We start from the raw sequence: 25,886 nt of genomic DNA on the forward strand, positions 1-25,886 counted from the left end.
GGAAGCGCTCATACTGCGGCGGCCCTCGTGCCGCTGTCGGCCAATCGCCTGGCGAGCTTCAGCGCCGCCATCAGGCTGTCGGGCCTCGCCACGCCCTTGCCGGCGATGTCGAAGGCCGTACCGTGGTCGGGCGAGGTGCGAATGAAGGGCAGGCCGAGCGTGACATTGACCGCCTCGTCGAAGGCCAGTGCCTTGGCCGGAATCAGCGCCTGGTCGTGATACATGCACACGGCCGCGTCGTAGCCGGCCCGGGCCCGGGCGTGGAACAATGTATCGGCGGGCAGGGGGCCGAAAGCGTCGATGCCTTCGGCTCGCAGGATGTCGACCGCCGGGCGCACGATGCGCTCGTCCTCGAGGCCCATGGCACCGCCTTCACCCGCATGCGGATTGAGCCCGGCAATGGCCAGCCGCGGCCTGGCGATGCCGAAGCGGCCGATGAGGTCGGCAGCGGTGATGCGCGCCGTCGCGACGATCAATTCGGTGGTCAGCGCCTTGGGCACCGCCGCCAGCGCGATGTGTATGGTGACTGGGACGGTGCGCAACTCGGGGCCGGCCAGCATCATCACCGGCATCGCCTCGACGCCAGTGTGTCGGGCCGACAGATGCGCCAGATATTCAGTGTGGCCGGGAAAGCCAAAGCCAGCATCGTAGAGGGGCTTCTTGGCGATCGGGCAGGTGACGACAGCGGCGGCGTCGCCGGCAAGGCAGTCGGCGACGGCGCGGTCGATGGCTTCGATGGTGGCGGCCGCATTGGCCGGGTCCGGCCGGCCGGGGCTGTCGATGCAGCGAGCAGCCAGCGGCACGATCGGCAGGGCGCGGCCAAACACTTGCGCCGCTTGCGCGGGTGTCGTTTCAACGACCGGCAACGAAATGCCGAGGAGGCGGGCCCGGGAGGCGATCAGCGCCGGATCGGCGAGCAGATAGAAGGGAGGCAACGCGACGGTCTCACGCGCCATGAACGCGGCAATCGCGATCTCCGGCCCGATGCCGGACGGATCGCCGGCGCTCAAGGCGAGCGCACTCACTGTGCTGCCCACGTCAGCGCTTGACGATGCGGGCTTTCGCCTTCAACTCGTCGACATATTTCTTGCTGAGTTCATCGGCGTTCTTGTCACCACCTGAGCCTTCGCTCTGGAACACCATCTGGGCAACCTTATCGTCCGAGACTTCGCGCGACGAGCAGATGCCGATGAATTCGACGCCGCGTTCGGTCTCGCGCGTGACGGTTGCGCCACCGACCTTGGTCGCCTTGATCTGTTCGGCCCAGTCCGACGGCAGTTGCGGCGCCAGCACCCGGCCCAGGTCACGAACGGTGACGTCGATCAGGCCCTTGGCGAACTCATGCGTCGTGTTGCACCCGTTGAAGCGGGCGCGCATGGCGTCAGCCTCACGCTTGCGCTTGGCCAGCGTCGCGCTGCGCTCGGCGGCTGGTACCACGAAGATGACCTGCTGTAGCATGTACTCGGTAGCGCTCGGCTTGGAGCCGCCTTTTTCGAGCATCTTCCTGACAAGGTCTTGCTCGCTGACGGCGCCGGTGCCATCGCCGGAACGGTAACGCGCGCTCAAGGCCTGGTTCCAGGCCATCTGGGCGCGGATGAATTCCTTGAAGTGGCCCTTGGTGACGCCTGATTTCTCCATGACGCCGTCGAGCTGGCTGAGCTGCATCTTGTTGTTCGAGGCAAAGCGCTGGTAGGCAGCCTCGACCTGCGCATCGCTGATGCGGATACCAAGCCGCTTGGCCTCGGCCAGTCGCAGCGTCTGGTCGATCATTTCCTGGGCGGCATCGCCCTTCTTGCGCTGCAGCTTCAAGAAGGCGGCGCGATGCGCGATGTCACCGGAGGTGACCGGAACGTCGTTGACGACGTATTTGATCTCGCTGGCGAAAGCCGGCGGCGTCATCACGGTGACCGACACGGACGTCGCCGCCAAAAGCAGCGCGAACCCTGCTGAAAACAGATATTTCCTCATCGTTGGCATCCCAATTCTATCCCGGTTCCGCCCAATTCATGCGTTCCGGGTGCACGAAATCCGTGCCAGCCCTATGCGGCGAAACGATGTCGCCGACTGTTACTGGATCGTGTCGATGGCACTGCTCGACGAGCCGAAATCGCCGAGGGTACGGAACGACAGGTTGAAGCCGATGGTCTGCGACACCTCCCGAGTGTTCAGGTCGCGCGACTGCGAGTACGTCATCAGATAGGTGAAGCAGGAATCGTTGTAGGCGAAGCCGACGCCGTCGCTGACCAGCAGGCTTTCCTGCAAATCATAGGTTCCGGTCCCGAAGACGCGCCAGTTCTCAGCGAGATGCGTCGACGCACCAAGCGTGACTTCGTGGCGGTCGGTCGTGAAACCGTAAAGCGGCTGTGCCTGGATGAAGGCGTATTTGGCGGTCAGCGATACCGGCAGGCCGGTATAGGCGGCCTTTAGCTCGCCGCGGCGCATTTCAAAGCTCTGTTCGTCGAACCGGCCGCTAACCGAGGCGGCAAAGCCATTGGGGCTGTTGACGCCAAACAGGCCGACATAGTCCGACTTGGTGTTGTCGAGGCCCGAGAAGGCGCCGACATTCACCAGATCCGGCGCGGCGAAGGAATTCTCGCCGCCAATCTGATAGGACTGGCCGAAAATGGCATTGGTGCCCCAGCCATTGTTGTAGGAGCCGGAATAGCGCAGGCCGACATTGGCGCGCGAACCGCCTTCGACACGGTCGTAGCCGGAAAACTTGTCGCGTTCGAACAACGTGGTCGCGTCGAAGACCATGCTTTGGGCGTCTTCATTGGGAACCGCGAGCCCGCCTACATATTGCTCGTTCGGGCGCATGAAGACCTGTGCCATCGGCTCGACCACATGGCTCGAATTGGCAGCCGAAAACAGCACCGGCCAACGCATTTCGAGCCCGGCGGTGGCCATGAAACGGGCAAACGAGGAACGCATATCGTCCTGCTGGCCCAAATTCGTTGCCATCTGGTTGACGGCGGCAAGCGAAGCCGATGACGCGTTGACGTAGTCGACATCGCTTTGCAGCGCGAGCAATGGCGTCAGCACCAGCCCATTATCGGTGACGAAGGACCGCTTCCACTCGGCCTCGGTGGTGAGACGTCCGGATTCACCTTCGATGCCGCGGACACGCTGGACACCCGACGCCGGTGTGTAGGGGGTGAAGTAGGTCTGATCGAGATCGTCGCGGCGGATGACGCGCGCGTTGGCATTGAGTGACAACTGACCGCCGGCCACTGATATGTCGGGAATATAGGCGTAGTCGAGCGTCGGCAGCACCCAGGGCTGCTGGTTGCTGCGTGCGGAGATATTGCTGTTGGGCGTATCTTCCTGCACCTCGAAGTGCATGGCGCGCAGGTCGAAATAGTTGCGGCCGTTGAGACCCGTCAGGTAGACCGACGACTGGTGGACGCTGCTGCCGTACTTGTCGATGCCGTAGGTGTTCGAGAAGTTCTTGTCGGTCTGCAGCAGCACGTCCCAGCCGAAATTCCAGCGCGGATTGATGGCGAACTGCCCCTGGGTGCCCATCATCCCGCGGAATTTGTTCGGATCGCCAACTTCACCCGAATTGATGTTGTGGCCAGCCGTGGCCGGGAATGCATCCGTGTCCAGGAAGGCATCAGGATCCCGCTGCTGAATCCCGGCAATCTTCAAACTGTACTGACCATTGTTGAAGCGCTGGCGCCACTCGGCCTCACCGAGGAAGCCTTGCTTGGTGTAGCCGGTGCCCGTGACGGTCAGGTCGTAGGTCGGTGACAAGGCGAAATAATAGGGAACCTTTACGCCGACGCCGAGATCGCTCTTGTAGACGATGCTGGGGATCAGGAAGCCGCTCTTGCGCTTCACTGTCGGGTCGGCAATCTCAAACGCGGGCAGGTAGGCAAGCGGGAAGCCGAAAAACTCGAAATTCGCGTTCTCGAAGCGAACCGTCTTCTTCTCGCCGTTCCAGATGATTTTCCTGGCCTTGACGCGCCATGTCGGCGCCTTGTTGGGCTTGTCCTCGCACGGTTCGCAGGCGGTGTAGACGCCATTGTGGAACGTGGTCAGCACGCCGCCCATGCGCTCGGCGCTTTCGGCGGCAAAATAGGCCTTATCGATCGTTTCGACGCGCAAAGCGTTGACGAAGCCGTCGGCGAAATCATCGGTGATGTCGATATGTTCCGAATTGATCTTGGTGCCGTCGCTGTTGACGACCTCGACATTGCCGCTAGCGACCATCCGCTTGGTGTTGCGGTTGTATTCGACCCGCTGGGCGACAAGGCGATTGCCGCCGTAGTCGATCTGCACGCCACCGACGGCGGTCACCGTCTGGTTGTCGTTGTTGTAGACCAGCGTGTCGGCCGCCAGCAGCATCTGCGAGCCGGACGGAACCGTGGCCGCCATGTCGCTGACGTCCTGCGCAAGCGCGGGCATCGGCACGGCGCAGGCAAGCAGGCACGCCAAGGCGCTAGCCGCATAGAGGCGCGCCAAACCGGCCTGCCTGTTGCTGGGCAAAAACGCCTCCCTCACTAGCCGTCTTCCTTGTATAGCAGGAAAGTCACCCCGAAGAACATAGCCACCACGACCGGGACCCAGGCGGCTACGACAGTCGGCACAAATCCCGCCACGCCGAATGCCTTCACCAGAACCGAAACGACATAAAGCAGAAAGCCGGCGACGATGCCACCCAGAATCATCGTCGCTGACTGTCCCATCCTAGCAAATCGCATTGATACCGTTGCCGCAATCAGCGTCATGGCGACGAGAAGGAACGGCAACGCCACCAGCGAATCAAACTGCATGGCAAAGGCATTTGCCTTGAGGCCGAAGGAGCGGGCAACCTCGATTTTTCCGGGCAGATCATAAAACGGAATGGTTTCGGGACGCGCCAGCCGCTCCTGCACGAATTCGGGCTTCAGATTGGTCGGCACGCGATCGTTTGTCGCTGCCTGGATCGTGCCGTTCTGGAACGTCCTGACGTCCTGCAATTCCCAATAGCCGTCGCGCAGGAGGGCGCGCGCGGCATCCTTGCGCTCGACGATGTTGCCTTGCGGGTCGAGAACGAAAAAGACGACATCGGCCATCTCGAGGCCTTGGTTGAGGATGGCACGCGCACCGATGATGGTGTCCCCGGAGCTGGTTTTCTGCCGGATCCAGGGTGCGGCATCGGCCGAAACCGTGTTCGATTTGCCGGAGCGCAGCTCGGTTTCGATCTGCTCGGACCAGGAAAAGGCGTGCGCGGCGAGTGGATTGATGACGCCTACCGACAGGATGCCGAACAGCAACGCTCCGATGCAGCACGGCAACAGGAATTGCCAGGCCGAAACGCCGGCGGAACGCGCGATGACCAGCTCGTAGCGCCGGTTGAGCGACACCAGCGTCGCCATCGCCGAGAACAGGCCGACAAACGGCACCGTCTGCAGCATGATCATCGGCATCCGCAGCCCGGAAATGGCCACCGCCGTCCCGTAAGTGAAGCCGGGCAGGCCGGTGGTGCGGCCGGAAAGCTCGGTGAAATCGATCAGGAACACCAGCGCCAGGAGGCCGATGAAGAACCAGAAGGTGATCGTCACGTAGCGGAAGAAGAAATAGCGGCCCAGCGTCCAGCCCATCAGCCGACCCCTTGCCCTGAAGTGCCGGACAAACGCAGCTTCAGCGCGTTCCAGCTGTCACCGATGCGGGTGGCGAAATTGGTCATCCAGTCCGCCCAGGCTACCGGCAGTTCCAAGGTCCGGTTGGATACGATGAACCAGATCGCCACCGCCGATGCCACGATGGGCACGCCGTAGACCATATAGGCATATTGCGGGACCTCATCGGCCTTGCTGGCGGCAAAGAAGCCCAGCCAGCGCACGAACAGCGATACTGAAATCGCCGTGATCAGCGGATTGACGCGTGCCTCGCGGTGCGAGCGCGCGTCCCCGGCGACCGCGAGCGCAATCAGTGCGAAGACGATGGAATAGGTCCATTCCGAAAACCGCTGGTTGAGCTCGGCCCGGTATTCAAGCGGGATTTGCTGGTAGTTCTTGTCGTTGGGGTTTGGATTGAGCAGGTACTGCGTCGTCTGGTCCTTCGGCAGTAGCGTCACCTCCGAGGCCGCCGCCATGAAGGCCGACATGTCGAAGGCATAGGATGTAAACCGGATGACCGACAGGTCGCCGGTCAGTGTTTTGCGATGAATGACCCCGTCATTCATCATCAGCACCTTTTCGCCGCCGCGTTCGATGATGCTGCCGGTCTTGGCGTAGTAGACGAGGTTGACCCCTTCTTCGCGCGAATCAGCGACGAAGATACCGCCCAACCGATTGTCGGGAAGCCGCTCGCCGATCTGCAGGAACAGCCCATCCTCGATCTTGCGGAAGGTGCCTTCCTGGATGATCAGCGACAGCAGGTCCGCGTGCGACGCCGCCACCAGCGCCCGGTTCTTCTGCCGAGCATAAGGGTCGATGCCATTGTCGACGGCAAAGGAAAAGACGCTGGCCGCGAGTGCCAGAAGCATGATCGGCCGCACGATCGTCCAGCGCGAGGCGCCCGCGGCGTTGACGACGGCGAGCTCGGAATCCGAATTCATGACGCTGAGTGTCTGTGCCACCGCCACCACCACGGCAAAGGGCACGACGATCGGGATGATGGAGGGAAGGATGAGAGCGGCCACCTCGAAGAAGGTCAGCGACGACTGGCCGCTGTCGGTGACCAGGTCGATCTTGGCCAGCACTTGCGTCGTCCAGACGATGGCCAGCGTCCACACCAGCGCAGCCAGGAAGACCACGAAAGCGCGGCGCATGATGTAGCGTTCAATGACCTTCATGAAGGCTTTTCTCGATTTTCTCGAACGGCATCATGCCACCGCACAAGGTAGCTGTCCGGCGGCGCCTGCACAACTGGCTCCATGGATGGTCGATCCGGTTCCGTCCCACATTGCGCGCGCCCCGGCGGTCGGAGTGTCGGCGGCAATGGATAAGAAAGGGAAAACATCGATGGTTAACAACAAGTTGCGGCAAAAAGCGGGGCCGTGCCGCGAAGAATCACCATCGATTCCGTTGGTCATATGGGGTGCGAATTTGGCAAAGTCTTGCCAAATGCGGGAAAACGACCAAATGTCGCGCATCGCTTCGAACCACTTCCCCAAAAGCTACGCATTTTCCGAAAGCAGGACATGATGAGCCAAAGACCGTCGATCGCCTTCGCCAAATTTTCCGCGCCCAAGAATGGCACGGTCTTCGTGCTGTCGGCGGATGAGGGCGGCCTGAGCGACGCCGCCAAGGCTTGCGATCCGGGCAAGACATTGGAGCGGGCCTTTCCGGTCGCCGAATTCACCGGCAAGTTCGCCAGCACCGTCGAAGTTCTGGCGCCCGAAGGAGCGTCGCTCGACAGGCTGGTGGCGATCGGCGCCGGCAAGGTGTCGGGGCTCGACGAATATGCGTGGCTGAAGCTTGGCGGCACCATTGCCGGGTCGCTGCGCAAGGCGACCGACGTGGCCGTGGTGCTCGAAATGGTCGGCGCCTCGCCGAGCGGCAAGGAGGCGGCAAGCCTCGCGGCAGGCATTCTTCTGCGCAGCTATGCCTTCGACAAGTACAAGACCAGGAAGGACAAGGACGAGGCCGAGCCGAAAAAGCCGGTCAAGGTCACCATCCACACCGCCGCTCCGGCCGCTGCGAAGAAGGCCTTCGCTGACGCCGAGGCGGTGATGGACGGCGTGCTTCTGGCGCGCGACCTGGTCAACGAACCGGCAAACGTGCTTGGGCCGGTTGAGTTCGCCGCCCGCGCCAAGGAACTCGAGGCGCTCGGCGTCAAGGTCGAGATCCTGGCCGAGAAGGAGATGAAGAAGCTCGGCATGGGCTCGCTGCTCGGTGTCGCGCAGGGCTCGCCGCGCGGCGCCCGCATGGCGATCATGCAGTGGAACGGCGGCAAGCCAAAGGACAGCCCGGTTGCGTTCGTCGGCAAGGGCGTCACGTTCGACACTGGCGGCAATTCGATGAAGCCGGCCTCCGGCATGGAGGACATGAAGGGCGACATGGGTGGTGCCGCCGCCGTCACCGGCCTGATGCATGCGCTGGCCGCGCGCAAGGCGAAGGCCAATGTCGTCGGCGTCATCGGCCTGGTCGAGAACGCCGTCGACGGCCATGCCCAGCGCCCCGGCGACATCGTCACTTCGATGTCGGGGCAGACCATCGAGGTGCTCAACACCGACGCCGAAGGCCGCCTCGTGCTGGCCGACGCGCTGTGGTACTGCAACGACCGTTTCCAGCCGAAATTCATGGTCAATCTGGCGACGCTGACCGGCGCCATCATGGTGGCGCTTGGCCAGCACCATGCCGGCCTGTTTTCCAACAACGACGAATTGGCGCAAAGGCTGACGGCGGCGGGGCAGGCGACGCAGGAGCGGCTGTGGCGCATGCCGCTCGGCGCCGAATATGACAAGCTGATCGATTCCAAGAATGCCGACATGAAGAACATTGGCGGCCGCTATGGCGGTGCCATCATCGCCGCGCAATTCCTGCAGCGCTTCGTCAAGGAGACCCCATGGGCGCATCTCGACATTGCCGGCACGGCGATGGGCTCGCCATCGAACGAGATCAACCAGTCCTGGGGTTCCGGTTTCGGCGTCAGGCTGCTCGATCGGCTGGTGCGAGACAATTATGAGCAGTAAGCGGGTTCATCCGGTATAGGCTGAGGCGATGGCCGACGTCTTGTTCTACCACCTGACCGAATCGACGCTGGAGGATGCACTGCCCGGCCTCCTGGAGCGCAGCATCGACCGTGGCTGGCGCGCCGTGGTGCAGACCGGCACCGAGGAACGCCGCGATGCGCTCGACCAGCATCTTTGGACTTTTCGCGACGATTCGTTCCTCGCCCATGCAACCGATCGTGAGGCCTATCCCGGTGAACAGCCGATCCTGTTGACCACCGGCGACGGCAATCTCAACGAGGCAAAAATCCGCTTCCTGGTCGATGGCGCCATGCCGCCCGAGCTTGGCGGTTACGAGCGTGCGGTGTTCCTGTTCGACGGCCACGATGCCGCCCAGGTCGAGGCGGCCCGGGGGCACTGGAAGACGATGAAGGACGCCGGCCACGCCGTCACCTACTGGCAGCAGACGCCGGACCGCCGCTGGGAGCGCAAGGCGTAGGCCAGCAGCTTGTCGCCGATGACCCTGTCTACGGCTTTGCCTTGATCCGGTTTTGTTTCCAGGTGGCATAGTCGCCGTATTTTACTTTCATGAACTCGTCCGCCATGTTGCGATCCGAACTCCTGAAAACGTACCAGTCGCCATCCGGAATCTTGCGCTGGTAAACCACCCTGCCGGCCTGGCGATGCTCGAAACAGGTGAGGGCGTCGGAGTCGCCTCCTGCTCCGTGCCATTTTGCGCGGAAGCACAGCTTGCCTCCTCCAGGGAGGAACCAGATGCCGTCGCCGTAGCCCAGCTTGCCCTTGTCCGAGGTCCAGGCGCTGAATTGGCGGCGCTGCACGGCAAAAAATCCGGCACCGTTTTGACCCCAGAGCCACGAACGGTTCTGGTACATCTGGTAGATACCCGCATCGGGCACCGCCTCCGCTTGGCTGGCCAGTTCGGCGACCTGCGCCGCTGTCATCGCTGCCGCGGGAAGCTGGAAGGCAAAGACACCAATGGAACAGGCAACCGCCGTTCCGATACAATTCCCCAATACTCGTTTCACGACCCTACCCCACTATTTTACGCCACGCCCAGTTTTGCGCCACACCCGGTACAGCACCCCCTAGGGCAAGATATGCTGGGTAACCCTCCAATCGGGCAGTCCATAGCCACCCAGCCACGGCCACACTTCCTTCTGGTTGAAGTAGACGACCGAGGTCAGGGCCGGAAATTCAGAATAGGACTTGCGGGAATCGATTTCCCATTGCGAGACATATTCCTGCTTCCCGACATAGCCGAGCTCCGCCACCACGACCGGCTTGTTGAAGCCCGCGACGCGGTCATAGCCGGGCTTCAGCGCCTCGGCGAACGTCCGGTCGTGTCCGGTCTCGTTATTGTCCTTTTTCTGCAGCCCGAACACCGACAGGCCGATGACGTCGACGTAGTCGTCGCCGGGATAGTATTTTTCCAGACCCTCTTCGCCTTTGGGTGACCACATATATTTGGCGGCGGGGGCAGCCTTGCGGCAGATATCGACCTCGCGCTTGTAAGCGGCGATCCAGTCCTTGGGAGCCCAGTTGGCCCAGGTGAAGCGGCCGTTCTTGTCCTCCATTTCCTGCGCCCAGCGAATGGTTACCGGGCTCTTCATGGCTCCCACCAAATTGCAGATTGCCTGCATGTTGGCGTCATACTTGCCGCTCAATATGCCGTTGCGCAGTTCGGTCGGAGTGATGCGCCAGTCCTTCGACCAGGTCCACGGCTCGATGGTGATCAACAGCGATCGGTTTCGCTGAAGGGCATAGGCGTCGGCCAGGGGAAGGCTCGCCAGGTCGACGTCTTCCCAGGGCAGGAACAACTCTTCGATGCTGGCGCTCTTGTCGGCGCTGAAGTCACCGTAGGGATCATAGGATCCGAACGCCGACGCGGCGCTGCTCGTCTGAACGGGGTCGGTCGTGGCCACGGAGCCGGCGCTTCCCGCAGTGGGGAACGCGGCGCTTGCGCCCAATACAAGCGCGATCGCAAGTGCGTTTGCTGTGGTGTGTTTCATGTTTTATACTCCCATAGCTTCAACATCCTGCGGAAGTTGAAGCCTCGCCCGTGCGCGCCGATGCTTGATCGACACGACTACCCAACCGATCGGCAATACTGGTGGAATCCGCGGGATTTCTGAGCGACCATAGGCGGGTGTGCGAACCTTCGCACAGAGCCCACCAAACGATTATCTATCTCTCAGGCGCCGACATAGACGCGCTATAGAGAGAAGGTTCGCCGCGATACTCACAAATTCGCGCCAATATCCCGATATATCATCCCAGGCTAATTTAAGAGCCGGTCGCGGCCAGGAGTCAAGCGCAATTAACGGTTGCTTAACCCTGTCTTTCACAACATGGTTAACGCTGCTCTCGAGCCTGATCGCGACCGGAAAGCCTCGACCCCACAGCGAACTTCCGACACAAGAAAACTTTGCCGGCTCGTCATTTCTGGGCTGCGTCGGTCGCGGTTATTCCCCTCCCGATTCAAGGTGTTAGGTTAACCAGATCTCAAGAATCATGGTTAACGAACGCTTAATTTAGTTGACTCTAACAAGGCGCGGACTGATTCTGTCGCCGGGATTTGAGAGCTTTCAGCCATCTGTCGGCGGAGAGCCCAAAGTGGCGGCGGGTAAGTGTATGAGTGCTTCCGTTCAGGCAGGCATTGTCGACCATGCGAACAGGCGGGCACGGCGACCTGAGACGGCTCTCGCCACTGCGCGGAAGGGCCCTTTTCTGGTGCCCGTGCTGTCGGCCACCCAGCAATGGATCTTGAGACTGGCCCTGGCCTTCTGGTTCGTCACGCTCGGATTCTTCTGGTTCTGGTGGCTGAAGCCCGAGCATGTCGAGCATGTCGGGCCATACGCATTCTCGACGCTCATTCTGGTATGGCTCACGCTCATGCCATTGTACTTCCTCCTGAATGTGCATGCGTCGAAAAAGCCGTCGAAACTTCACGCAATCCCTGAGCATTCGCGGGTCGCGATGGTGGTCACCAAGGCGCCGTCCGAGCCTTTTGCAGTGGTCGCGCGCACGCTCGAAGCGATGCTGGTGCAGGATTATCCACACGATACCTGGCTGGCAGACGAGGACCCATCCGAGGACACGATTGCCTGGTGCGAGGCCCACAATGTCATGATTTCGACCCGACATGGTCGGGAAGATTATCATCGCAAGGTGTGGCCGCGCCGGACACGCTGCAAAGAGGGGAACCTGGCATTTTTCTACGATCATTATGGCTATGAGCGCTATGATTTCGTCGCTCAGTTGGATGCCGACCACGTGCCGACGCCAACCTATCTGAGGGAAATCCTGTTTCCCTTCGCCGATCCCGCGGTTGGCTATGTCTCGGCGCCGAGCATTTGCGACAACAATGCCGCAGAGAGCTGGTCGGCGCGCGGCAGGCTGTTTCCGGAAGGGATGTTCCACGGCCCCTTGCAGTCCGGCCACACGGGCGGCGGAGCTCCGCTCTGCATCGGCTCGCACTATGCCGTGCGAACTGTCGCGCTGAGGCAAGCGGGTGGTCTCGGCCCGGAACTGGCCGAGGACCATTCGACGTCGATGCTGATCAATGCGGCCGGATGGCGCGGCGTGCATGCCATCGACGCCATCGCGCATGGCGATGGCCCGCAGACCTTTGCCGATCTTGTCACGCAGGAATTCCAGTGGTCGCGGAGCCTGATGACGATCTTGCTCGAATACTCGCCCAGCTACCTTTCCAAACTGCCGCCGCGCCTGAAATTCCAGTTCCTTTTTTGCCAGCTCTGGTATCCGCTGTTCGCCACATTTGCGCTTCTGATGTACGTCATGCCTATCTACGCGCTCTGTTCGGGCCAGAACTTCGCCAACGTGATGTATGTCGACTTCCTGTTCTACTATGCGCCGAACTCGATTGCCCTCATCGCCCTCGTGATGATGTTGAAGGCGTTCGGGCTTTCGCGCCCGATCACCGCCAAGACGCTCAGCTGGGAAGGGACGCTGTTCCTGTTCTTCGCGCGTTGGCCATGGGTGCTCGCCGGAACGCTGTCGTCGATCCGCGACTATCTGACCAAATCCTTCGTCGATTTCCGCGTTACTCCCAAGGGCAGCGGCCCCAAGGACCTTCTGCCGGCGCGCGTCATCGTTCCGTATGTGGTGCTTGCGATTGGTGCGTCCTTGCCGGTTCTTCTGGTGGATCATCCTTCCAATTCCACCGGCTTCTACTGGCTCGCCGCATTCAATGCCCTGATCTACGGGCTGCTTGTGGTTGTGATCGTCACCAGGCACCTCGTCGAGAACAGGATTTCGCTGCGAGCCAATGGCGTGAAACTCGCCTGGCAGGCATCGCTCGCCTGTGTTGCGCTCTCGGTTCCGGCGGCGGGATTTTACGACCGCGGGCTGGAAGGCATCTATGGGCTGCAGCAGGGCGCCGGTAGCGTTCGCATCGTCAGGATCGCCTATGTGGTTTCCGGCGCTGGCCGGGGCGAGACCGGCGACCGCAACTTCTACTTCGATCCTGGCTGGAACGAGAAGCGGTGACAGACAGAAGCGACAGATGGTACGCTGGCGCCCTGTCTCACCCTCAGCCGGCTGTCATTTGGAGGATCACTTCTGTGGTTGGTGTCCTGTCGATCCGCTGCTTTCTGTTGACGATGATTGTTGCGCAGCCGCTGTTGGTCAGCGGCCCAGACGCCGCGACAGCCGAAGAGGTCGATTTGTCGGCGGTCGCCGCGGCAGCGCCGCTCACTCCGGCGGAACTGTTTCCCCTTTATGCTGGCCGCACATGGGTCTGGGAAAACGGTGCAGCCTATTTTGCCAAGGATGGGCGCCAACTTCGCGCCTGGACCGGCGGCGCGAACGCGTCGATCGGCCAGGGCAGGTGGTTGATCACCGAGAATGGCAAATTATGCATGGATGCAAAATGGACGACACTTGCCGGTAGCTCGCAGGGGCGAACCTGCTTCAGCCATCACCGATTGGGCGGCACGATATACCAGATGAAGGATCCGAGCGGTTCCTGGTACGTTTTCCAGGCGTCGCCGGCGCAGCCCGGGCAGGAGTACCACAAGTTCAAATCCGGCGACACGACCGCTGCGACTTTCGACAAGATGCGTCAGATGATCAGCCCTGATCAGAAGCCAGCGCCGGTCAAAAGCGGCGGTTGAGCGGAACTGCCACCTCGCACGAGCCATGACACACCCAGTGATTTTCGCAACCCCGCGCCGGCACCCATCCTGACCGGTCGAGAAACAATCCAGATCCGTCTCTGTGTCGAGCCAGGATGCTCCTGTCGGTGCCTGTCAAGGCGTTGCCGAATCGCTTATCGTGAAGCGTCAAGCAGTCCGGCCAGTGCCGTCGGCGGGCCGATTGCAGATTGATCGCATTTTAATAAAATCCGACGGAACGACCAGACGGTAAGCTCACCATTCGGTTTTCATGAATTTTAATAAGTGAAGTCTAATGTTCCTGCGTATGTGGTAGCGAGCAGTCGCTTACGCGGCGTGAAAGCGACGAAAGCAAAGTATGTCGCAACGCGCCTTTGGCAGGGGACATCTAATGAAAAATTCCGCAATGGGCGCGTTTCGCTCGGGCAAGAACAGCGCATTCATGATTGTGGCTGCGGTGGCGATCGCGATGGTTTCGGGTTGCCAGAGCGTCGATGCAACCAAGACCAATTCGGTCAAGCCTGTGGTCCACTCGCTTGGCAGCAAACCCGCGGTCCAGCCAGTCCGCGCCACGTTCATCGCTCATTCGTCCAGAAGCGAGCCTCTTGTCTATATGACGAGCGCGGTGCGGACCATTGAAAGAGCCTACGCTTTTGCATCGCCGCCGCGGATCAAGGTGCGTACGCCGGCGCCGGTGAAGGCCTCTTACAATCCGGGCAATGGCGGCACGTTCCTGGGGAACTCGCCGTATATCTGCAGCCCTAGCGGATTTGGCCAGCGCGCGAGCTGCCGCCCCCGCTATTCCTGAGCCACCGAGCGGCGACAGGCGCTGCCGTCTTGGTAGGCGGCAGTCTCGTCGGTTTCGCCTTCAGGCCAAAGAAGGGGGCAGCCGTCCTGACGATCGTGTCGATGTCGGAAAGCTCCGGCACGAAGCCGAGACGTTCGCGTGCGCTTCCCGGATCGGCGTAGAGCTCCGCCGGGTCTCCCGGGCGCCGGGTCCTGAAGACGGCCGGAACCGGTCTTGCCGTCACTCGGCTGACCGCCTGGACAATCTCCTTGATGGACACACCCCGGCCAGTGCCGAGGTTGACCGCCAGGCTTTGTCCGCCGCCCTCGAGATGCATGAGAGCTTTCAGATGGGCGCGGGCCAGATCGCTTACGTGGATATAGTCCCGTACGCACGTGCCGTCCGACGTGTCGTAGTCCGTGCCGAAAACCTCGATCTCGTCGATGATGCCTGATGCGGCCATGAGCACTCTGGGAATCAGGTGCGTCTCGGGCGAATGCCACTCACCAAGCTCGCCGTCGGGGTCGGCGCCGCAAGCGTTGAAATAGCGCAGGATGGCAAATTTCATTCCGTATGCGGACGCATAGTCGCCGATGATCTGTTCGCCCATCAGCTTGGTGCGCCCGTAAGGGCTGATCGGATTTTGTGAGGACGTCTCGCGAACAGGCAACGCTTCCGGCACGCCGTAGGTTGCGCAGCTGCTGGAGAAGATGATGTTGTCGATGGCGTTCGCACGCGCCGCATCGAGCACCGCGATGGTGCCCGCTACATTGGTCGAATAGTAATCAGCCGGCTCTTGAACGGACTCGCCGACATAGGCCAGCGCCGCAAAGTGGATGACCGCTGTCGGCCGGTACGTCGTCATCGCCCGCTGCAACGCATCCCGGTCCCGGATATCGCCGACGACAAGCGGGCCCCAGGCCACGGATTTCTCGTTGCCGCGGCTCAGATTGTCGAAAACCACAGGCAAATAGCCGGCGCCGGCCAACTGCTTGCAGGTGTGGCTGCCGATGAAGCCGGCCCCGCCCGTCACCAGGATTGCCGGGCGAGTCATGACGCCGCGGCTCCTTTGACCAGTTTGCTTCCGTAGAGCAGGGTCTCAAAATAGTCGACGGTCTGCGCGAGACCCTGGCTCAGGCCGATTTTCGGCTCCCAGCCGAGATTGGCCCTGGCAAAGGAAATGTCCGGCTTGCGCTGTCTGGGATCGTCGACCGGCAGAGGCCGATGCACGATCTTCGATCGCGAGTTGGTATAGCTGATGACCAGCGTCGCCAGTTCCATGATGGTGAATTCGCCGGGATTGCCGAGGTTGACCGGATGCGCGGGCGCACTCGGCGCATTCATCAGCCGGACGAAGCCCTCGATCAGGTCGTCGGCATAGCAGAAGGAACGCGTCTGCATGCCGCTGCCATAGACGGTCAGGTCTTGGCCGCGCAGCGCCTGGACGATGAAGTTCGAAACCACGCGCCCGTCATCGGGCTGCATGCGACGGCCATAGGTGTTGAAAATGCGAGCGACGCGGATATCGAGGCCGTATGTTCTCGAATAGTCGAAGAACAGGGTTTCGGCCGAGCGCTTGCCCTCGTCATAGCAGGACCGCGGTCCGTGCGTATTGACGTTGCCGAAGTAGCTCTCGGGCTGCGGGTGAACGAAAGGGTCGCCATAGACTTCGGACGTCGAGGCCTGGAATATCTTGGCGTTGTTCTGTCGCGCCAGTTCCAGAAGGTTCAGCGAACCAAGCACGCTCGTCTTGAAGGTATGGATCGGGTCTTCCTGGTAATGCGGCGGAGAGGCAGGGCAGGCGAGATTGTAGATCTCATCGAACTGAAGACCCAAGGGCAGCGCATTGACGATGTCGTGCTCGATGCACGTGAATCTCGGATTACGCAGAAGGGCATTGAGATTGTATCTCTTGCCGGTGTGGAAATTGTCCAGCGCGACAACGTCATATCCGTCCCGCAAAAGACGTTCACACAGATGCGATCCCAAAAATCCCGCACCTCCGGCGACCAGGGCGCGGCTTCGGTTTTGGTTGGCGCCCCTTTGACCGCTCCCGGACTCCAGTTTCAGAACCTTGATGAGCTTACTCATGCTTTCCTCTCACGCACCGCGCACGCTACCGCCCGGGCCGGGACAAAAGCATTGCCCGGCCACGTCCTTCAGAACGTGGCAAACCTCCGCGTCTGCGGAACCGCCATCATTGATGTGCGCTAATGTTCTTGGGCTCGCGGAGCTTGTGCTGCTACACGATCTGTATGCTGCAGTTCAGCATTTCTCTGCGCCCCGAAATCGCGATCACACGCCCGGTGTCATCATCGTCGATTGCTCGCCCAAATTGCACATCCCAACGCTTTGAAAATATACCTGTGGAAATCCTAGTCAACTAAATTAGCGAAACCTTAACCGTGTCTGTTCGCGAATGGTTAATCATGAGCCGGTCGGACCCGCGCTGTTCCGGAAGCGGATCCTCGTTGTGAATCAATGTATTGGTTGGCTGCCGAAAAATCCGTCGACAGGCCTGGCAAGCTGTTTCCAGGCGATGTCGAAGCCCTGACGGCGAGGAAATGCCGGGATCGGCACCCATGGTCCAATTCAGCGTATAGTCCAGGAAAAATACAACTGAAAATAGACTTAAGCGATCTGGAGCGATCATTAGACCTTCAGCGTGCAATGGGATTGTTGCCCAAAACCGCTCGGGCTACAAATATAAAGATTCTGATGTCCATATTTCATCAATGCAGCTTGATAAAAAGCTGACGCGTCACAGCCTGATATTGCAGAAATTATACAAAAAGCCGAAAAGCGATAAAAAAATTGCTGACCGGCGGTGAAGTTGGCTCTCACGCATTTTCCCGGTGTTGCTTGTAATGCTCGTGCATCAAGCCGCCTCTTCGCCAAGGCCGTGGCAATGGTCTCATTTTGTGGCAATGCGCGCATAGGTATACATTTCGCAGGGGAGTATCGGTCATTTTAGCATGGCTTTTGAGCGCATAGGTAGAGTGTCGTCTTCCACGGTTCCCTCGATCGGGCAGTGGGCGGAACGGCAGCCGGGTGCGACTGTGCGAAGGGACCGTGATGGCCGCATCCGGGGCCATCACAATCAGGAATAAGCGACGAACCAAGGCGACCACGCTATCTCGGATCGGTCCGGAATCGCTGCCCGTTTCGAGGGTCGGGATATGCTACTCCCCGCCCATTTCCTTCTTGAACGTGTCGAAATCGACCTGCATTCCGTTGAAGATGGTGCTCCAGTGGCGGGTCAGCGCAGCCATTGTCACGGCTTCCTGGATCTCTTCGTCGGTGGCGCCGGCGCGTTTGGCGTCCTGGGTGTCCGACCAGATGCAGTAGTTGCAAGGTATCTGCGCCGCCACTGCCAGCGAGATCAGCGACTTGACCTTTGGTGGCAGCGCTGTCTTGTCGCTGAGTTGGATGGCCTTGACCTCGGCCCAGGCCCCAGGCAGGCCGGCTTTGGGGAACTGCTTCACAAAGCTGGGCACACCGCCCATGGTCGACTGGATGTCCTTGATGGTTGCATCGTATTCATCGGAATGGGCCGGAGCCGCGCCGAGCGACAGGATGCAGGCTGCGGCGGTGAGCAGGAACGCACGGCGGATGGACGACTGCACGGATTTGGAAATGCGACGGTTCGACATGGTTTTCTCCTCTGGTCTTTGTTAGCCTTACTGTGTAAGGTAATGTCGAAAATGAACCTTACAGTGTAAGTTGTCAAGCGACGCCATGGACTCATCGATCAAGAAAAAGAGAGTGCGCGGTCGGCTGTCTCGCGAGATGATCGAGGACGCGGCCTTCCAGGTGATCGAGCGTGAGGGGCTTGCCGGCTTTTCGATGCGCAAGCTGGCGGCCATGCTTGGCTGCGAGGCGATGAGCATCTACCATCACTTCCCTTCGCAGGCGCATCTCTACGAGGCGCTGGTCGACCGGCAGATCAGCGCGATTGTTATCCCCGACGCCAGCATGCCCTGGCGCGAAAGGATCCGCGTCGGCATGCAGGAATACCGTCGCGTCGCGACCGAGCATCCGGCCTTCGCGCCGTTCGTTGTCGTCTACCGCATGAATTCGCCGCCATGTCTTGCCAAGCTGGATAGTGTCATCGGCCTGTTTGAAGCTGGCGGCTTCGGTCCTGAGCTGAGCGCAAGACTGTTCCGCGCCGCGAGCTACTACCTTATGGGCGCGATCCTCGACGAGACCGCGGGTTACGCCAAGGGTCCTTCGGCGGTGACCACGGTCAGCGACGAGCAGCTGGCGCGGGATTTTCCCAGCGTCATGACAGCCGGGGCCTATTTTGGTAGGGCCGGTTTCGACAAGACATTCGAGCTCGGCCTTGAGATGCTGCTGGATGAAATGGAACGCCTGCGCGACAGCACCAATGCGAGCTAGTTGTCCGGCAAGGTACAATTACAAGGTGGCTGTCTGAATGCGCTTTCTGTTTGTCCTGATCTTGCTCGCCGGCATCGGCACCGGTTTCATCTATCCCTGGGCGATGAGCAATTTCTCCGGCCACGAGATCGGCACATGGCGTGTCTACGAGCAGGGCCGCTTCAAGCCGCTGACGGTGCCGCTCAGCAGCCGCGACGCACCGGTGCGGGTGCTGGTGGATCTGACCGCGAGGGCCGAGCGCATCGTCTCGCAGCAGCGCACGGTGTTGACGCTGACATCGGCCACCAATGGCCGAACGGTGCTTGCCTCGACGCTGCAGTTCAACCATTCGGACAACCCACGCCAGGCCAGCCCGCAGCTGCCCGACAAGATTTTTCGCGATGAGGCCGGCGTGATCGCGAGCGTCAGCTCGGGTCCGTACCTCTTCACCGTCGGCCCGGGTGATGCCGATGACATTCCGATGCGCGCGGTCGACCTGATCCTGCGCTCCGGTGCCGGCGAGATCGACGGGCGCGCGCGGCCGGTCGGCTACGCGCTGATGGCGGTCGGCCTGATCGGGTTTTTGTTCTCCCTGCGCAGTCGTGGCGGCCGGCCGGAAAATCCGAATTCGCAGCCGCCACCGCCGCGCTGGGGCAGGGGCTCCAAGTGAACTACCGCCACGCCTATCACGCCGGAAATTTCGCCGATGTCGTCAAGCATGTCGTGCTGACGCGGTTGCTCGACTATCTGAAGCAGAAGGACAAGGCGTTTCGCGTCATCGACACCCACGCCGGCATCGGCCGCTACGATCTGTCCTCGGTCGAAGCGCAAAAGACCGGCGAGTGGCAGGGCGGCATCGGCCGGCTGATCGATGCCTCGTTCGCCGCGCCGGTGACGGCACTGCTCGCGCCCTATCTGGAGACCGTGCGGTCGCTCAATCCCGAGGGCGGCATCCAGAAATATCCGGGCTCACCGATGATTGCGCGCCATCTCCTGCGCAAGCAGGACCGGCTGTCGGCGATCGAGCTGCATCCCAAGGATGTCGCGAAGCTGAGAACCCTCTTTGCCGGCGATTTCCAGACCCGTGTCATCGAGCTCGATGGCTGGCTGGCGCTCGGCGCGCATCTGCCGCCGAAGGAAAAGCGCGGCCTGGTGCTGATCGATCCGCCATTCGAGGAGGCTGGTGAGTTCGAGCGCCTCGTCGACGGGCTCATAAGGGCGCACAAGCGCTGGCCTGGCGGCATCTACGCGCTGTGGTATCCGATCAAGGACCGCAAGGCGATCATCGCTTTCCGCAAGGCGCTGAAGCAATCCGGCATCCCGAAGCTGCTCGACATAGAATTCGAGATCAGGCCCGCCTCTTCGCAACCCAGTCTCGACGGCAGCGGCCTGCTGGTGGTCAACCCGCCTTTCACGCTGGAGGGCGAACTGCGGACATTGATGCCTGCCTTGCACAGGGTGCTCGCCGTGGAAAAGCCGGCGCACTGGTCGCTGGAATGGCTGGCCGGCGAGTAGAGAGGGCGCGGGGGCTCGAGCTCTCTTTTCCGTCCGGGTCCCCACGTGCTGGAGCCGTTCCGGTTTCCATGCGGGGTTCGGCTTTGGCCAACGTCGTTCCGAACTGGGAAACCATTGTTTCCGCAACCGCTTGACCACCGCCAAGCGAATCCGCAGAGTGCGCGCAATCGACCTTGAGAGGCTGCCATGACTCGCTTCGCCAAATCCGCACTTGCTGCCCTGATTTCGCTCTGCACTCCGCTTGCCGTGCCTCTCGGTCTTACCCAGGCCGTGCAGGCGGCCGACCTTGGCGTCTATTCCGACGACGATGGCGGCGTCTGCGGCGAGGCCTGGGTGTTGAACAAGATCACCAGCCGCTTTTCCCATCAGGTGCATCACGTGCCGCACCTGCCCAACGTGCAGATCACCGATTTCCGGCGCATCCACCAGCATCTGTATCTGGCGGCCAACGAGACCTGGCCGATCGGCCGCCGCTATTGCGGCGCCACCGTCAGCCTGTCCGACGGGCGCGATCGCACCATCTGGTACCTGATCGAGGAAGGCCAGGGATTCGCATCGATCGGCGACAATGTCGAATTCTGCGTCTCGGGCTTCGACCGCTGGATGGTCTACAACGGCCGCTGCCGCATCCTGCGCTAGAGCGCGGATCTCCGTTCCGATTCCTTTTCGCGCCTGCGGCTCTACCCGCTGCGGGCGCTCTTTTTGTGCTGTGTTGACAGAAGAGGCGATCCGTCGCATAAATATGAGACAGACCTGTCTCATCACTGGTAAGCGCCATGACATCGTCGCCTGCTTCCGACAAACGCCAGCACGTCGTTGAAACGGCCTACGGGCTGTTCAAGCGCGCCGGTTTCCATGCCACCGGCGTCGATCGGATCATCGCCGAGGCCGATGTGGCCAAGATGACGATGTACCGTCACTTTCCCAGCAAGGACGAACTGATCGTCGAGGTGCTCGACTATCGCGCCAGGCGTTTTGATCGCCAACTCGACCGCCTCGCCGAGGAGGTCGCGACGCCCGGGAAGAAAATTGCAAAGATCTTCGACTGGCACGATCGCTGGTTCCGCAGCCCGGATTTCCATGGCTGCCTGTTCGCGCATGCGCTGGCCGAGTTCGGCGATCCGGAACATCCGGTGTTCAAGGCTGTCGCCAGGCAGAAGAACGGCCTCAGGAAGCGCATGCAGTCAATCCTCGAAGAAGAGATGCCGCGCGGTCGCGCCGAAAGCGTGGCTGCGGTCCTGCTGATGCTGATCGAAGGTGCGACGCTGCTGGCGCAGATGGGGCAGGCGGACACCGCCATTCGCGCCGCCCGCAAGACGGCCCTGGATATCATCGCCGCTTCGCGCAGGCCGCGATGAGCCCGCTGGTCATCGGGCTCGCGCTGTTTGCCGCGATCTTGCACGCCACCTGGAACGCCTTCCTGCGAACCGGGGGCGACAGGTTGTGGACCGTCACCGTCATGAGTTTCTCCAGTACGGCGCTTGCCATTCCCTTCGCCATCTTCCTCACCCTTCCGGCCGCGCCGGCCTGGCCCTATGTCGTGCTCTCGGCCTGCCTGCAGGTCGGCTACAGCGTGTTCCTGGTGGCCGCCTACCGATATGGCGAACTGGGACAGGTCTATCCAATCGTTCGCGGCAGCGTGCCGCTGCTTGTCGCGCTCGGCGGGTTCTTCCTGGCCAACCAGCAGCTCACCCAGCCGCAGACCGTCGGTGTTGCGTTGGTCGCCGGCGGCATCATGGGCCTTTCGCTCGGCAGAGGCAGGGCCGCCACGACATCGATACTCTATGCACTGGCAACGGGAGCGATCATCGCCGCCTATGCGACGGTCGATGCGATCGGCGTCCGCGCGGCGGGAAATGCCGGCGCCTACACCGCCTGGGTTCTCGTGATCTATGGCGCATTGCTGCCGGCGACGTTCCTTGCCTGCCGTGGCCGGCTCATTGTCGACCTGCGGGCGCCGGAAACCTGGAAGGCGCTGGCGGGCGGCCTGTTCGCGCTTTTGGCCTATGGTGTCGTGGTCGCGGCCTTCGCACTTGGGCCGGCCGCTCCCATCACCGCGATCCGCGAGACCAGCGTCGTCTTCGCCGCCTTCATCGGACGCCTGTTTCTCGGCGAGATGCTGACGCCGCGGCGGGTCGGCGCCTGCGCCATTGTCGCCCTCGGCGCCATCTGCCTCGGCTATCAATGACCAAAATGCGCGTCGTGCGGAACCCGATAATTCCTGATGTTGCCGACAGGCAAAATCGGCTAGCCTGAACGCCCGAGAGCAACAGATCACTTTCGGGAGTCCTCATGGACCTTGCCACCATCCTTGCCTTCACGGCTGCCTTCTTCGTGTTCGCGGCCAGTCCCGGTCCGGACAACATGACGATCCTCGCCCGCACGATCTCCAACGGTGCCGCGTCGGGTATTGCCTATGGCGCAGGCACTGTGGTCGGCATCCTCATCTTCCTGGTCCTCGCCGTCTTCGGCCTGTCTTTCATCGCAGCCAAGATGGCGATCGCCATGACGGTGCTTCGTTATGGCGGAGCGATCTATCTGATCTGGATGGGCATCAGCTTGTGGACCGCCGTGCCCGTGGTGCCGGACCTGCAACCCATCTCTGGACGGCGCGGGCTGCTGGCGATCTTCGCGACGGGTATCGCGCTGAACCTCGGCAATCCGAAAATGCCGCTGTTCTACGTGGCACTGCTGCCGAACGTGGTTGGCACGTCGCTCGACGCTGGTCATCTCGGTGTGTTGACGATGGTGATCCTGGCTGTCGAGGTCGTGGTGATCGGCGGTCATGTCATCCTGGCGGGCCGCGCCCGCAGCCTGCTGCGCACGCCGAAGATCGTGCGCCGGGTCAACCGCGCGGCGGGCGGTGTGATGATCGGCGCCGGCCTCGCCGTGGTCGCCACGCGCTAGAGCAATTCCAGGAAAAGTGTGAATCGGTTTTCCCGGGAAAAGCGCATAGTGCTTTCCCTCAGGGAATTGCGTCAAAACAAGAGATACAGAGATGTCGCGCAATCGCAGGGCTATTTTCTGCGCTGTGACGCTTCGGCCTGATCAATGATCTTGCGCAGGAAAGCGACGTGTCCGCGGAACGCGCGCCGTCCGCTCGTCGTTGCCTTGACGCGTGTCTGCGGCCGGCGGCCGACGAACAGCTTTTCGATATCGACATAACCGGCCCTGACCAGCGTATCGAGATGCGCGCCAAGATTGCCGTCGGTGGCGCCAACGATGGTCTTCAGCCGGGTGAACTCCAGCATCTCGCGCCTTTCCAGCGTGTTCAGGGTGGCCATGATCCTGAGTCGCGTGCTCTGGTGGATGATTTCGTCGGCGCTCATCGAGCGGCTCCGGTGCGGTCAAGCCAGACATTGTCATCGACGCGGCCAACGCCATGGCGCGCCGTCTCGACCGTCCCAGATAGCGCCGCCTGCTGTTGTGCGATCGACATCGAAGCGCTCCTGCGTCTGATGCAGAATACTCTGCAATCCAGAGCTATCTGTCAATTCATTTGCAAGGGTGGCGGGATCATGCTTGACAAGGTGATGCTGCGATCGGTCATCGCATTGCTCTCGTGATCTATGTAGATCGTCCGCCTGCACGAGATGATCAATCCAAACAAGCAGCAGGTGTTGATGTTCGCGGCCGAGGATCAATGCACAAAGCCGCTCGCTGACCTTCTGAGCTTCGCGGCGCGATGGGTCTAGCGGAGTGCGGAGAATGTCGGCGGTGAACTGGTGGCAATGATTGAAGATCAGCAGCGGATTTTTTTGATGATCAGCATGATCGTGAGCCATCGGTAACCAAAATTTAAGCTGCGAAAATCAGTCTATTGCTTCGCTGGCTAGAGAGCCGCGAGTCAGATATGCATTGCCCGTCGAGGTCATTCACGGCCGTCGGCGTAACGCAAGGGGCATGACATGGCGAAGCAGTCGTCTAAGGCGCCGGCATCCAAGACACCGGCAAAGAAAGCACCTGTGAAAGCAGCAACGGCGAAGGTCGCGGCAGCAGTGAAGAAAGCAGCACCCGCGGCCAAGCCGAAGGCAGCACCTGCAAAGGCAAAAGCAGCACCGGCCAAGAAGCCGGCAGCGGCCAAGGCCGTAGCCAAACCGGCAGTGAAAAAGGCAGCGCCGGCGAAGGCCGCGGCAAAGCCGGCCGCCAAGGCAGCACCGGCCAAGAAGCCGGCAGCCAAGCCGGCGGCGAAACCCGCAGCCAAGAAGGCAGCGCCCGCGAAGGCCGCGGCCAAGCCCGCCGCCAAGGCAGCACCGGCCAAGAAAGCGGCAGCGGCAGCGACAAAGCCCGCCGTGAAGAAAGCCGCGGCCCCCAAGGCCAAGGCAGCGCCGGCAAAGGCGAAGGCGCCGGCCAAGAAGTAGACCAGGTCTAGTTGGAGCGCTGTGTGTCCTGCTGGATGCGCGGAGAACGCTTTGACACTTGCGATCGACGCATGATCATTCCGGAAACCGCAACTGGTTTTCGGGAGGTGCGCAAGACGGTCGGCGAAGGGGGCCAGGGCAGCAAAGCGAGGCGCCGGACAGGCTGCCTCGCTTGCTCGCGCGGTTTGGTCTTCTTTCATACCTGGCGATGAAACGAATGCCCCGCCGCGAAGCCGGGGTTGCGGAGGACTAAAAGCAGATCGGATGTTCCGCTCAGCTGTAGTCTTCTTGCTCGATGTGGATCGCGTATCCGTCTGTAGCCAGGTCACGATGGTCATGGCAGGAAACCATCACCGGTTTTCTGGCAGTTGGTTTTTTGTTGCCTGGCCATTGCCGGGCAGCCGCTCCCGGTCAAAAGTGCCGGCCGGCAAACAGGAACCCGATCATGCCCAGACTGCTCTACGCTTCCACTTCTCCCTACAGCTCCAAGGTGCGTATGGCCGCGGCCTATGCCGGCATCGCCATCGATGCGGTGCCGGTCAAGACCGAGGACAAACCGGCGGTGCTGATCGAGGCTAACCCGCTCGGCAAGATTCCGGTGTTGGTGCTCGACGACGGTCGCTCGATCCATGACAGCCGCGCCATTACCCAGCACCTCAACCGTGTTTCGAAGAACGCACTGTTTCCGCGCAACCCCGACAAGCGTCTCGAGGCGGAGGTGCTGGAGGCGTTGGCAGACGGCATTTGCGACTGCGCGCTGTCGATGGTCTATGAACGACGCACGCGGCCTGAAGAAATGGTCTATCAGCCCTGGCTCGACCGGCAGTGGGCGAAGATCACGGCAGCACTCGATCTGCTCAACGCCAACCCGCCAAAGCTGCCGAAGAAGATCACCGCCGGGCAGATCGCGTTGCGCGCCTGCCTTGGCTATCTCGCCCTGCGCTTTGCCGGAAAGTGGGAAAAGGGCCGCGCCCGGCTGACGCGCTGGGCAGCGCGCTTCGATGAGAAATTTCCCGAGTTGAAAGGCTGCATCCCCGGGTGATGTGATCCATTGAATACAAAAAAAGCCGGGCGCGAGGCCCGGCTTT

The 25,886-nt window shown here is 61.4% G+C and carries 27 protein-coding genes; 15 read left to right on the forward strand and 12 right to left on the reverse strand.

Going from position 1 to position 25,886, the window contains the following annotated elements; all coding sequences use genetic code 11:
• Positions 1-8: 8 nt before the first annotated feature.
• From pdxA to lptF, 5 genes are all read right to left on the reverse strand, one after another.
• The gene (gene pdxA, locus AC1DYW_RS12130; protein ID WP_477226280.1) at positions 9-1,025 is read right to left on the reverse strand and encodes a 4-hydroxythreonine-4-phosphate dehydrogenase PdxA; all 1,017 of its coding nucleotides are present in this window, start codon (positions 1,023-1,025) and stop codon (positions 9-11) included.
• 13 nt (positions 1,026-1,038) lie between these two features.
• Complete coding sequence (locus AC1DYW_RS12135) at positions 1,039-1,977, reverse strand: SurA N-terminal domain-containing protein (RefSeq protein ID WP_457151708.1); 939 nt, start codon at positions 1,975-1,977, stop codon at positions 1,039-1,041.
• A gap of 90 nt (positions 1,978-2,067) precedes the next feature.
• The gene (locus AC1DYW_RS12140) at positions 2,068-4,503 is read right to left on the reverse strand and encodes an LPS-assembly protein LptD (protein WP_477226281.1); all 2,436 of its coding nucleotides are present in this window, start codon (positions 4,501-4,503) and stop codon (positions 2,068-2,070) included.
• Positions 4,503-5,588: an LPS export ABC transporter permease LptG gene (gene lptG / locus AC1DYW_RS12145; RefSeq protein ID WP_477226442.1), complete on the reverse strand. Its 1,086-nt coding sequence runs from the start codon at positions 5,586-5,588 to the stop codon at positions 4,503-4,505. The genes AC1DYW_RS12140 and lptG overlap by 1 nt, the downstream gene beginning before the upstream one ends.
• Positions 5,585-6,781, reverse strand: coding sequence for an LPS export ABC transporter permease LptF (gene lptF, locus AC1DYW_RS12150; protein WP_477226282.1), 1,197 nt, complete (start codon positions 6,779-6,781; stop codon positions 5,585-5,587). Before lptF ends, lptG begins: the two co-directional genes overlap by 4 nt.
• Here lptF and AC1DYW_RS12155 point away from each other — a divergent pair.
• Genes AC1DYW_RS12155 through AC1DYW_RS12165 form a run of 3 tightly spaced genes read left to right on the forward strand, consistent with a single transcriptional unit; the run spans position 6,771 to position 9,101 of the window.
• The gene (locus tag AC1DYW_RS12155) at positions 6,771-7,133 is read left to right on the forward strand and encodes a hypothetical protein (protein WP_143748785.1); all 363 of its coding nucleotides are present in this window, start codon (positions 6,771-6,773) and stop codon (positions 7,131-7,133) included. The genes lptF and AC1DYW_RS12155 overlap by 11 nt on opposite strands.
• Positions 7,133-8,623, forward strand: a complete 1,491-nt coding sequence (locus AC1DYW_RS12160) for a leucyl aminopeptidase (protein ID WP_457153614.1) — start codon at positions 7,133-7,135, stop codon at positions 8,621-8,623. Before AC1DYW_RS12155 ends, AC1DYW_RS12160 begins: the two co-directional genes overlap by 1 nt.
• A 28-nt stretch (positions 8,624-8,651) precedes the next feature.
• On the forward strand, positions 8,652-9,101 hold the full coding sequence (locus tag AC1DYW_RS12165; RefSeq protein WP_095086373.1) for a DNA polymerase III subunit chi: 450 nt from the start codon (positions 8,652-8,654) through the stop codon (positions 9,099-9,101).
• A 28-nt stretch (positions 9,102-9,129) separates the two neighbouring features.
• Here AC1DYW_RS12165 and AC1DYW_RS12170 read toward each other — a convergent pair whose 3' ends face one another.
• Positions 9,130-9,648, reverse strand: a complete 519-nt coding sequence (locus AC1DYW_RS12170) for a DUF995 domain-containing protein (protein ID WP_457153615.1) — start codon at positions 9,646-9,648, stop codon at positions 9,130-9,132.
• A 60-nt stretch (positions 9,649-9,708) separates the two neighbouring features.
• Entirely contained in the window at positions 9,709-10,632 is a 924-nt protein-coding gene (locus tag AC1DYW_RS12175) for a glycoside hydrolase family 26 protein (RefSeq protein WP_477226283.1), read from the reverse strand.
• Positions 10,633-11,254: 622 nt separating this feature from the next.
• Between AC1DYW_RS12175 and AC1DYW_RS12180 the strand changes: the two genes are divergently transcribed.
• The 3 genes from AC1DYW_RS12180 (at position 11,255) to AC1DYW_RS12190 (ending at position 14,566) form a co-directional block, all read left to right on the forward strand.
• Positions 11,255-13,132, forward strand: a complete 1,878-nt coding sequence (locus AC1DYW_RS12180; protein WP_477226284.1) for a glycosyltransferase family 2 protein — start codon at positions 11,255-11,257, stop codon at positions 13,130-13,132.
• Positions 13,133-13,206: 74 nt separating this feature from the next.
• Positions 13,207-13,758: a DUF995 domain-containing protein gene (locus AC1DYW_RS12185; RefSeq protein ID WP_477226285.1), complete on the forward strand. Its 552-nt coding sequence runs from the start codon at positions 13,207-13,209 to the stop codon at positions 13,756-13,758.
• A gap of 391 nt (positions 13,759-14,149) precedes the next feature.
• A complete protein-coding gene (locus AC1DYW_RS12190) occupies positions 14,150-14,566 on the forward strand; it encodes a hypothetical protein (protein ID WP_477226286.1) in 417 nt (138 codons plus the stop codon).
• Here AC1DYW_RS12190 and galE read toward each other — a convergent pair.
• From galE to AC1DYW_RS12205, 3 genes are all read right to left on the reverse strand, one after another.
• Complete coding sequence (gene galE, locus AC1DYW_RS12195; protein WP_477226287.1) at positions 14,520-15,599, reverse strand: UDP-glucose 4-epimerase GalE; 1,080 nt, start codon at positions 15,597-15,599, stop codon at positions 14,520-14,522. The genes AC1DYW_RS12190 and galE overlap by 47 nt on opposite strands.
• Positions 15,596-16,636: a UDP-glucuronic acid decarboxylase family protein gene (locus AC1DYW_RS12200; RefSeq protein WP_477226288.1), complete on the reverse strand. Its 1,041-nt coding sequence runs from the start codon at positions 16,634-16,636 to the stop codon at positions 15,596-15,598. Before AC1DYW_RS12200 ends, galE begins: the two co-directional genes overlap by 4 nt.
• 1,091 nt (positions 16,637-17,727) lie before the next feature.
• Positions 17,728-18,198 carry a carboxymuconolactone decarboxylase family protein gene (locus AC1DYW_RS12205; RefSeq protein WP_477226289.1) on the reverse strand — a complete coding sequence of 157 codons (471 nt, stop codon included), beginning with the start codon at positions 18,196-18,198 and terminating at the stop codon, positions 17,728-17,730.
• An 85-nt stretch (positions 18,199-18,283) separates the two neighbouring features.
• On the opposite strand from AC1DYW_RS12205, the gene AC1DYW_RS12210 reads away from it, so the two are divergent.
• From AC1DYW_RS12210 to AC1DYW_RS12240, 7 genes are all read left to right on the forward strand, one after another.
• Positions 18,284-18,943 carry a TetR/AcrR family transcriptional regulator gene (locus AC1DYW_RS12210; protein ID WP_477226290.1) on the forward strand — a complete coding sequence of 220 codons (660 nt, stop codon included), beginning with the start codon at positions 18,284-18,286 and terminating at the stop codon, positions 18,941-18,943.
• Between the two features lie 37 nt (positions 18,944-18,980).
• Positions 18,981-19,592: a hypothetical protein gene (locus tag AC1DYW_RS12215; protein ID WP_477226291.1), complete on the forward strand. Its 612-nt coding sequence runs from the start codon at positions 18,981-18,983 to the stop codon at positions 19,590-19,592.
• Complete coding sequence (locus AC1DYW_RS12220) at positions 19,589-20,437, forward strand: 23S rRNA (adenine(2030)-N(6))-methyltransferase RlmJ (RefSeq protein WP_477226292.1); 849 nt, start codon at positions 19,589-19,591, stop codon at positions 20,435-20,437. Before AC1DYW_RS12215 ends, AC1DYW_RS12220 begins: the two co-directional genes overlap by 4 nt.
• 186 nt (positions 20,438-20,623) lie before the next feature.
• Entirely contained in the window at positions 20,624-21,076 is a 453-nt protein-coding gene (locus tag AC1DYW_RS12225) for a hypothetical protein (RefSeq protein WP_457154274.1), read from the forward strand.
• A gap of 137 nt (positions 21,077-21,213) precedes the next feature.
• A complete protein-coding gene (locus AC1DYW_RS12230; RefSeq protein WP_477226293.1) occupies positions 21,214-21,795 on the forward strand; it encodes a TetR/AcrR family transcriptional regulator in 582 nt (193 codons plus the stop codon).
• Complete coding sequence (locus AC1DYW_RS12235) at positions 21,792-22,625, forward strand: EamA family transporter (protein ID WP_477226294.1); 834 nt, start codon at positions 21,792-21,794, stop codon at positions 22,623-22,625. Before AC1DYW_RS12230 ends, AC1DYW_RS12235 begins: the two co-directional genes overlap by 4 nt.
• Positions 22,626-22,729: 104 nt before the next feature.
• Positions 22,730-23,344 carry a LysE family translocator gene (locus tag AC1DYW_RS12240; RefSeq protein ID WP_457154941.1) on the forward strand — a complete coding sequence of 205 codons (615 nt, stop codon included), beginning with the start codon at positions 22,730-22,732 and terminating at the stop codon, positions 23,342-23,344.
• Positions 23,345-23,454: 110 nt separating this feature from the next.
• Here AC1DYW_RS12240 and AC1DYW_RS12245 read toward each other — a convergent pair whose 3' ends face one another.
• Both AC1DYW_RS12245 and AC1DYW_RS12250 read right to left on the reverse strand, forming a co-directional pair.
• Positions 23,455-23,766: a transcriptional regulator gene (locus tag AC1DYW_RS12245; RefSeq protein ID WP_457154940.1), complete on the reverse strand. Its 312-nt coding sequence runs from the start codon at positions 23,764-23,766 to the stop codon at positions 23,455-23,457.
• Between the two features lie 33 nt (positions 23,767-23,799).
• Positions 23,800-24,222 carry a hypothetical protein gene (locus AC1DYW_RS12250; RefSeq protein WP_477226295.1) on the reverse strand — a complete coding sequence of 141 codons (423 nt, stop codon included), beginning with the start codon at positions 24,220-24,222 and terminating at the stop codon, positions 23,800-23,802.
• A 123-nt stretch (positions 24,223-24,345) separates the two neighbouring features.
• Here AC1DYW_RS12250 and AC1DYW_RS12255 point away from each other — a divergent pair, with 123 nt between their 5' ends.
• Both AC1DYW_RS12255 and AC1DYW_RS12260 read left to right on the forward strand, forming a co-directional pair.
• Positions 24,346-24,798 carry a hypothetical protein gene (locus AC1DYW_RS12255; protein ID WP_477226296.1) on the forward strand — a complete coding sequence of 151 codons (453 nt, stop codon included), beginning with the start codon at positions 24,346-24,348 and terminating at the stop codon, positions 24,796-24,798.
• Between the two features lie 445 nt (positions 24,799-25,243).
• On the forward strand, positions 25,244-25,840 hold the full coding sequence (locus AC1DYW_RS12260) for a glutathione S-transferase family protein (RefSeq protein ID WP_477226297.1): 597 nt from the start codon (positions 25,244-25,246) through the stop codon (positions 25,838-25,840).
• Positions 25,841-25,886 lie beyond the last annotated feature (46 nt).

The sequence above is a fragment of the Mesorhizobium sp. P2_D5 genome, assembly GCF_056404355.1.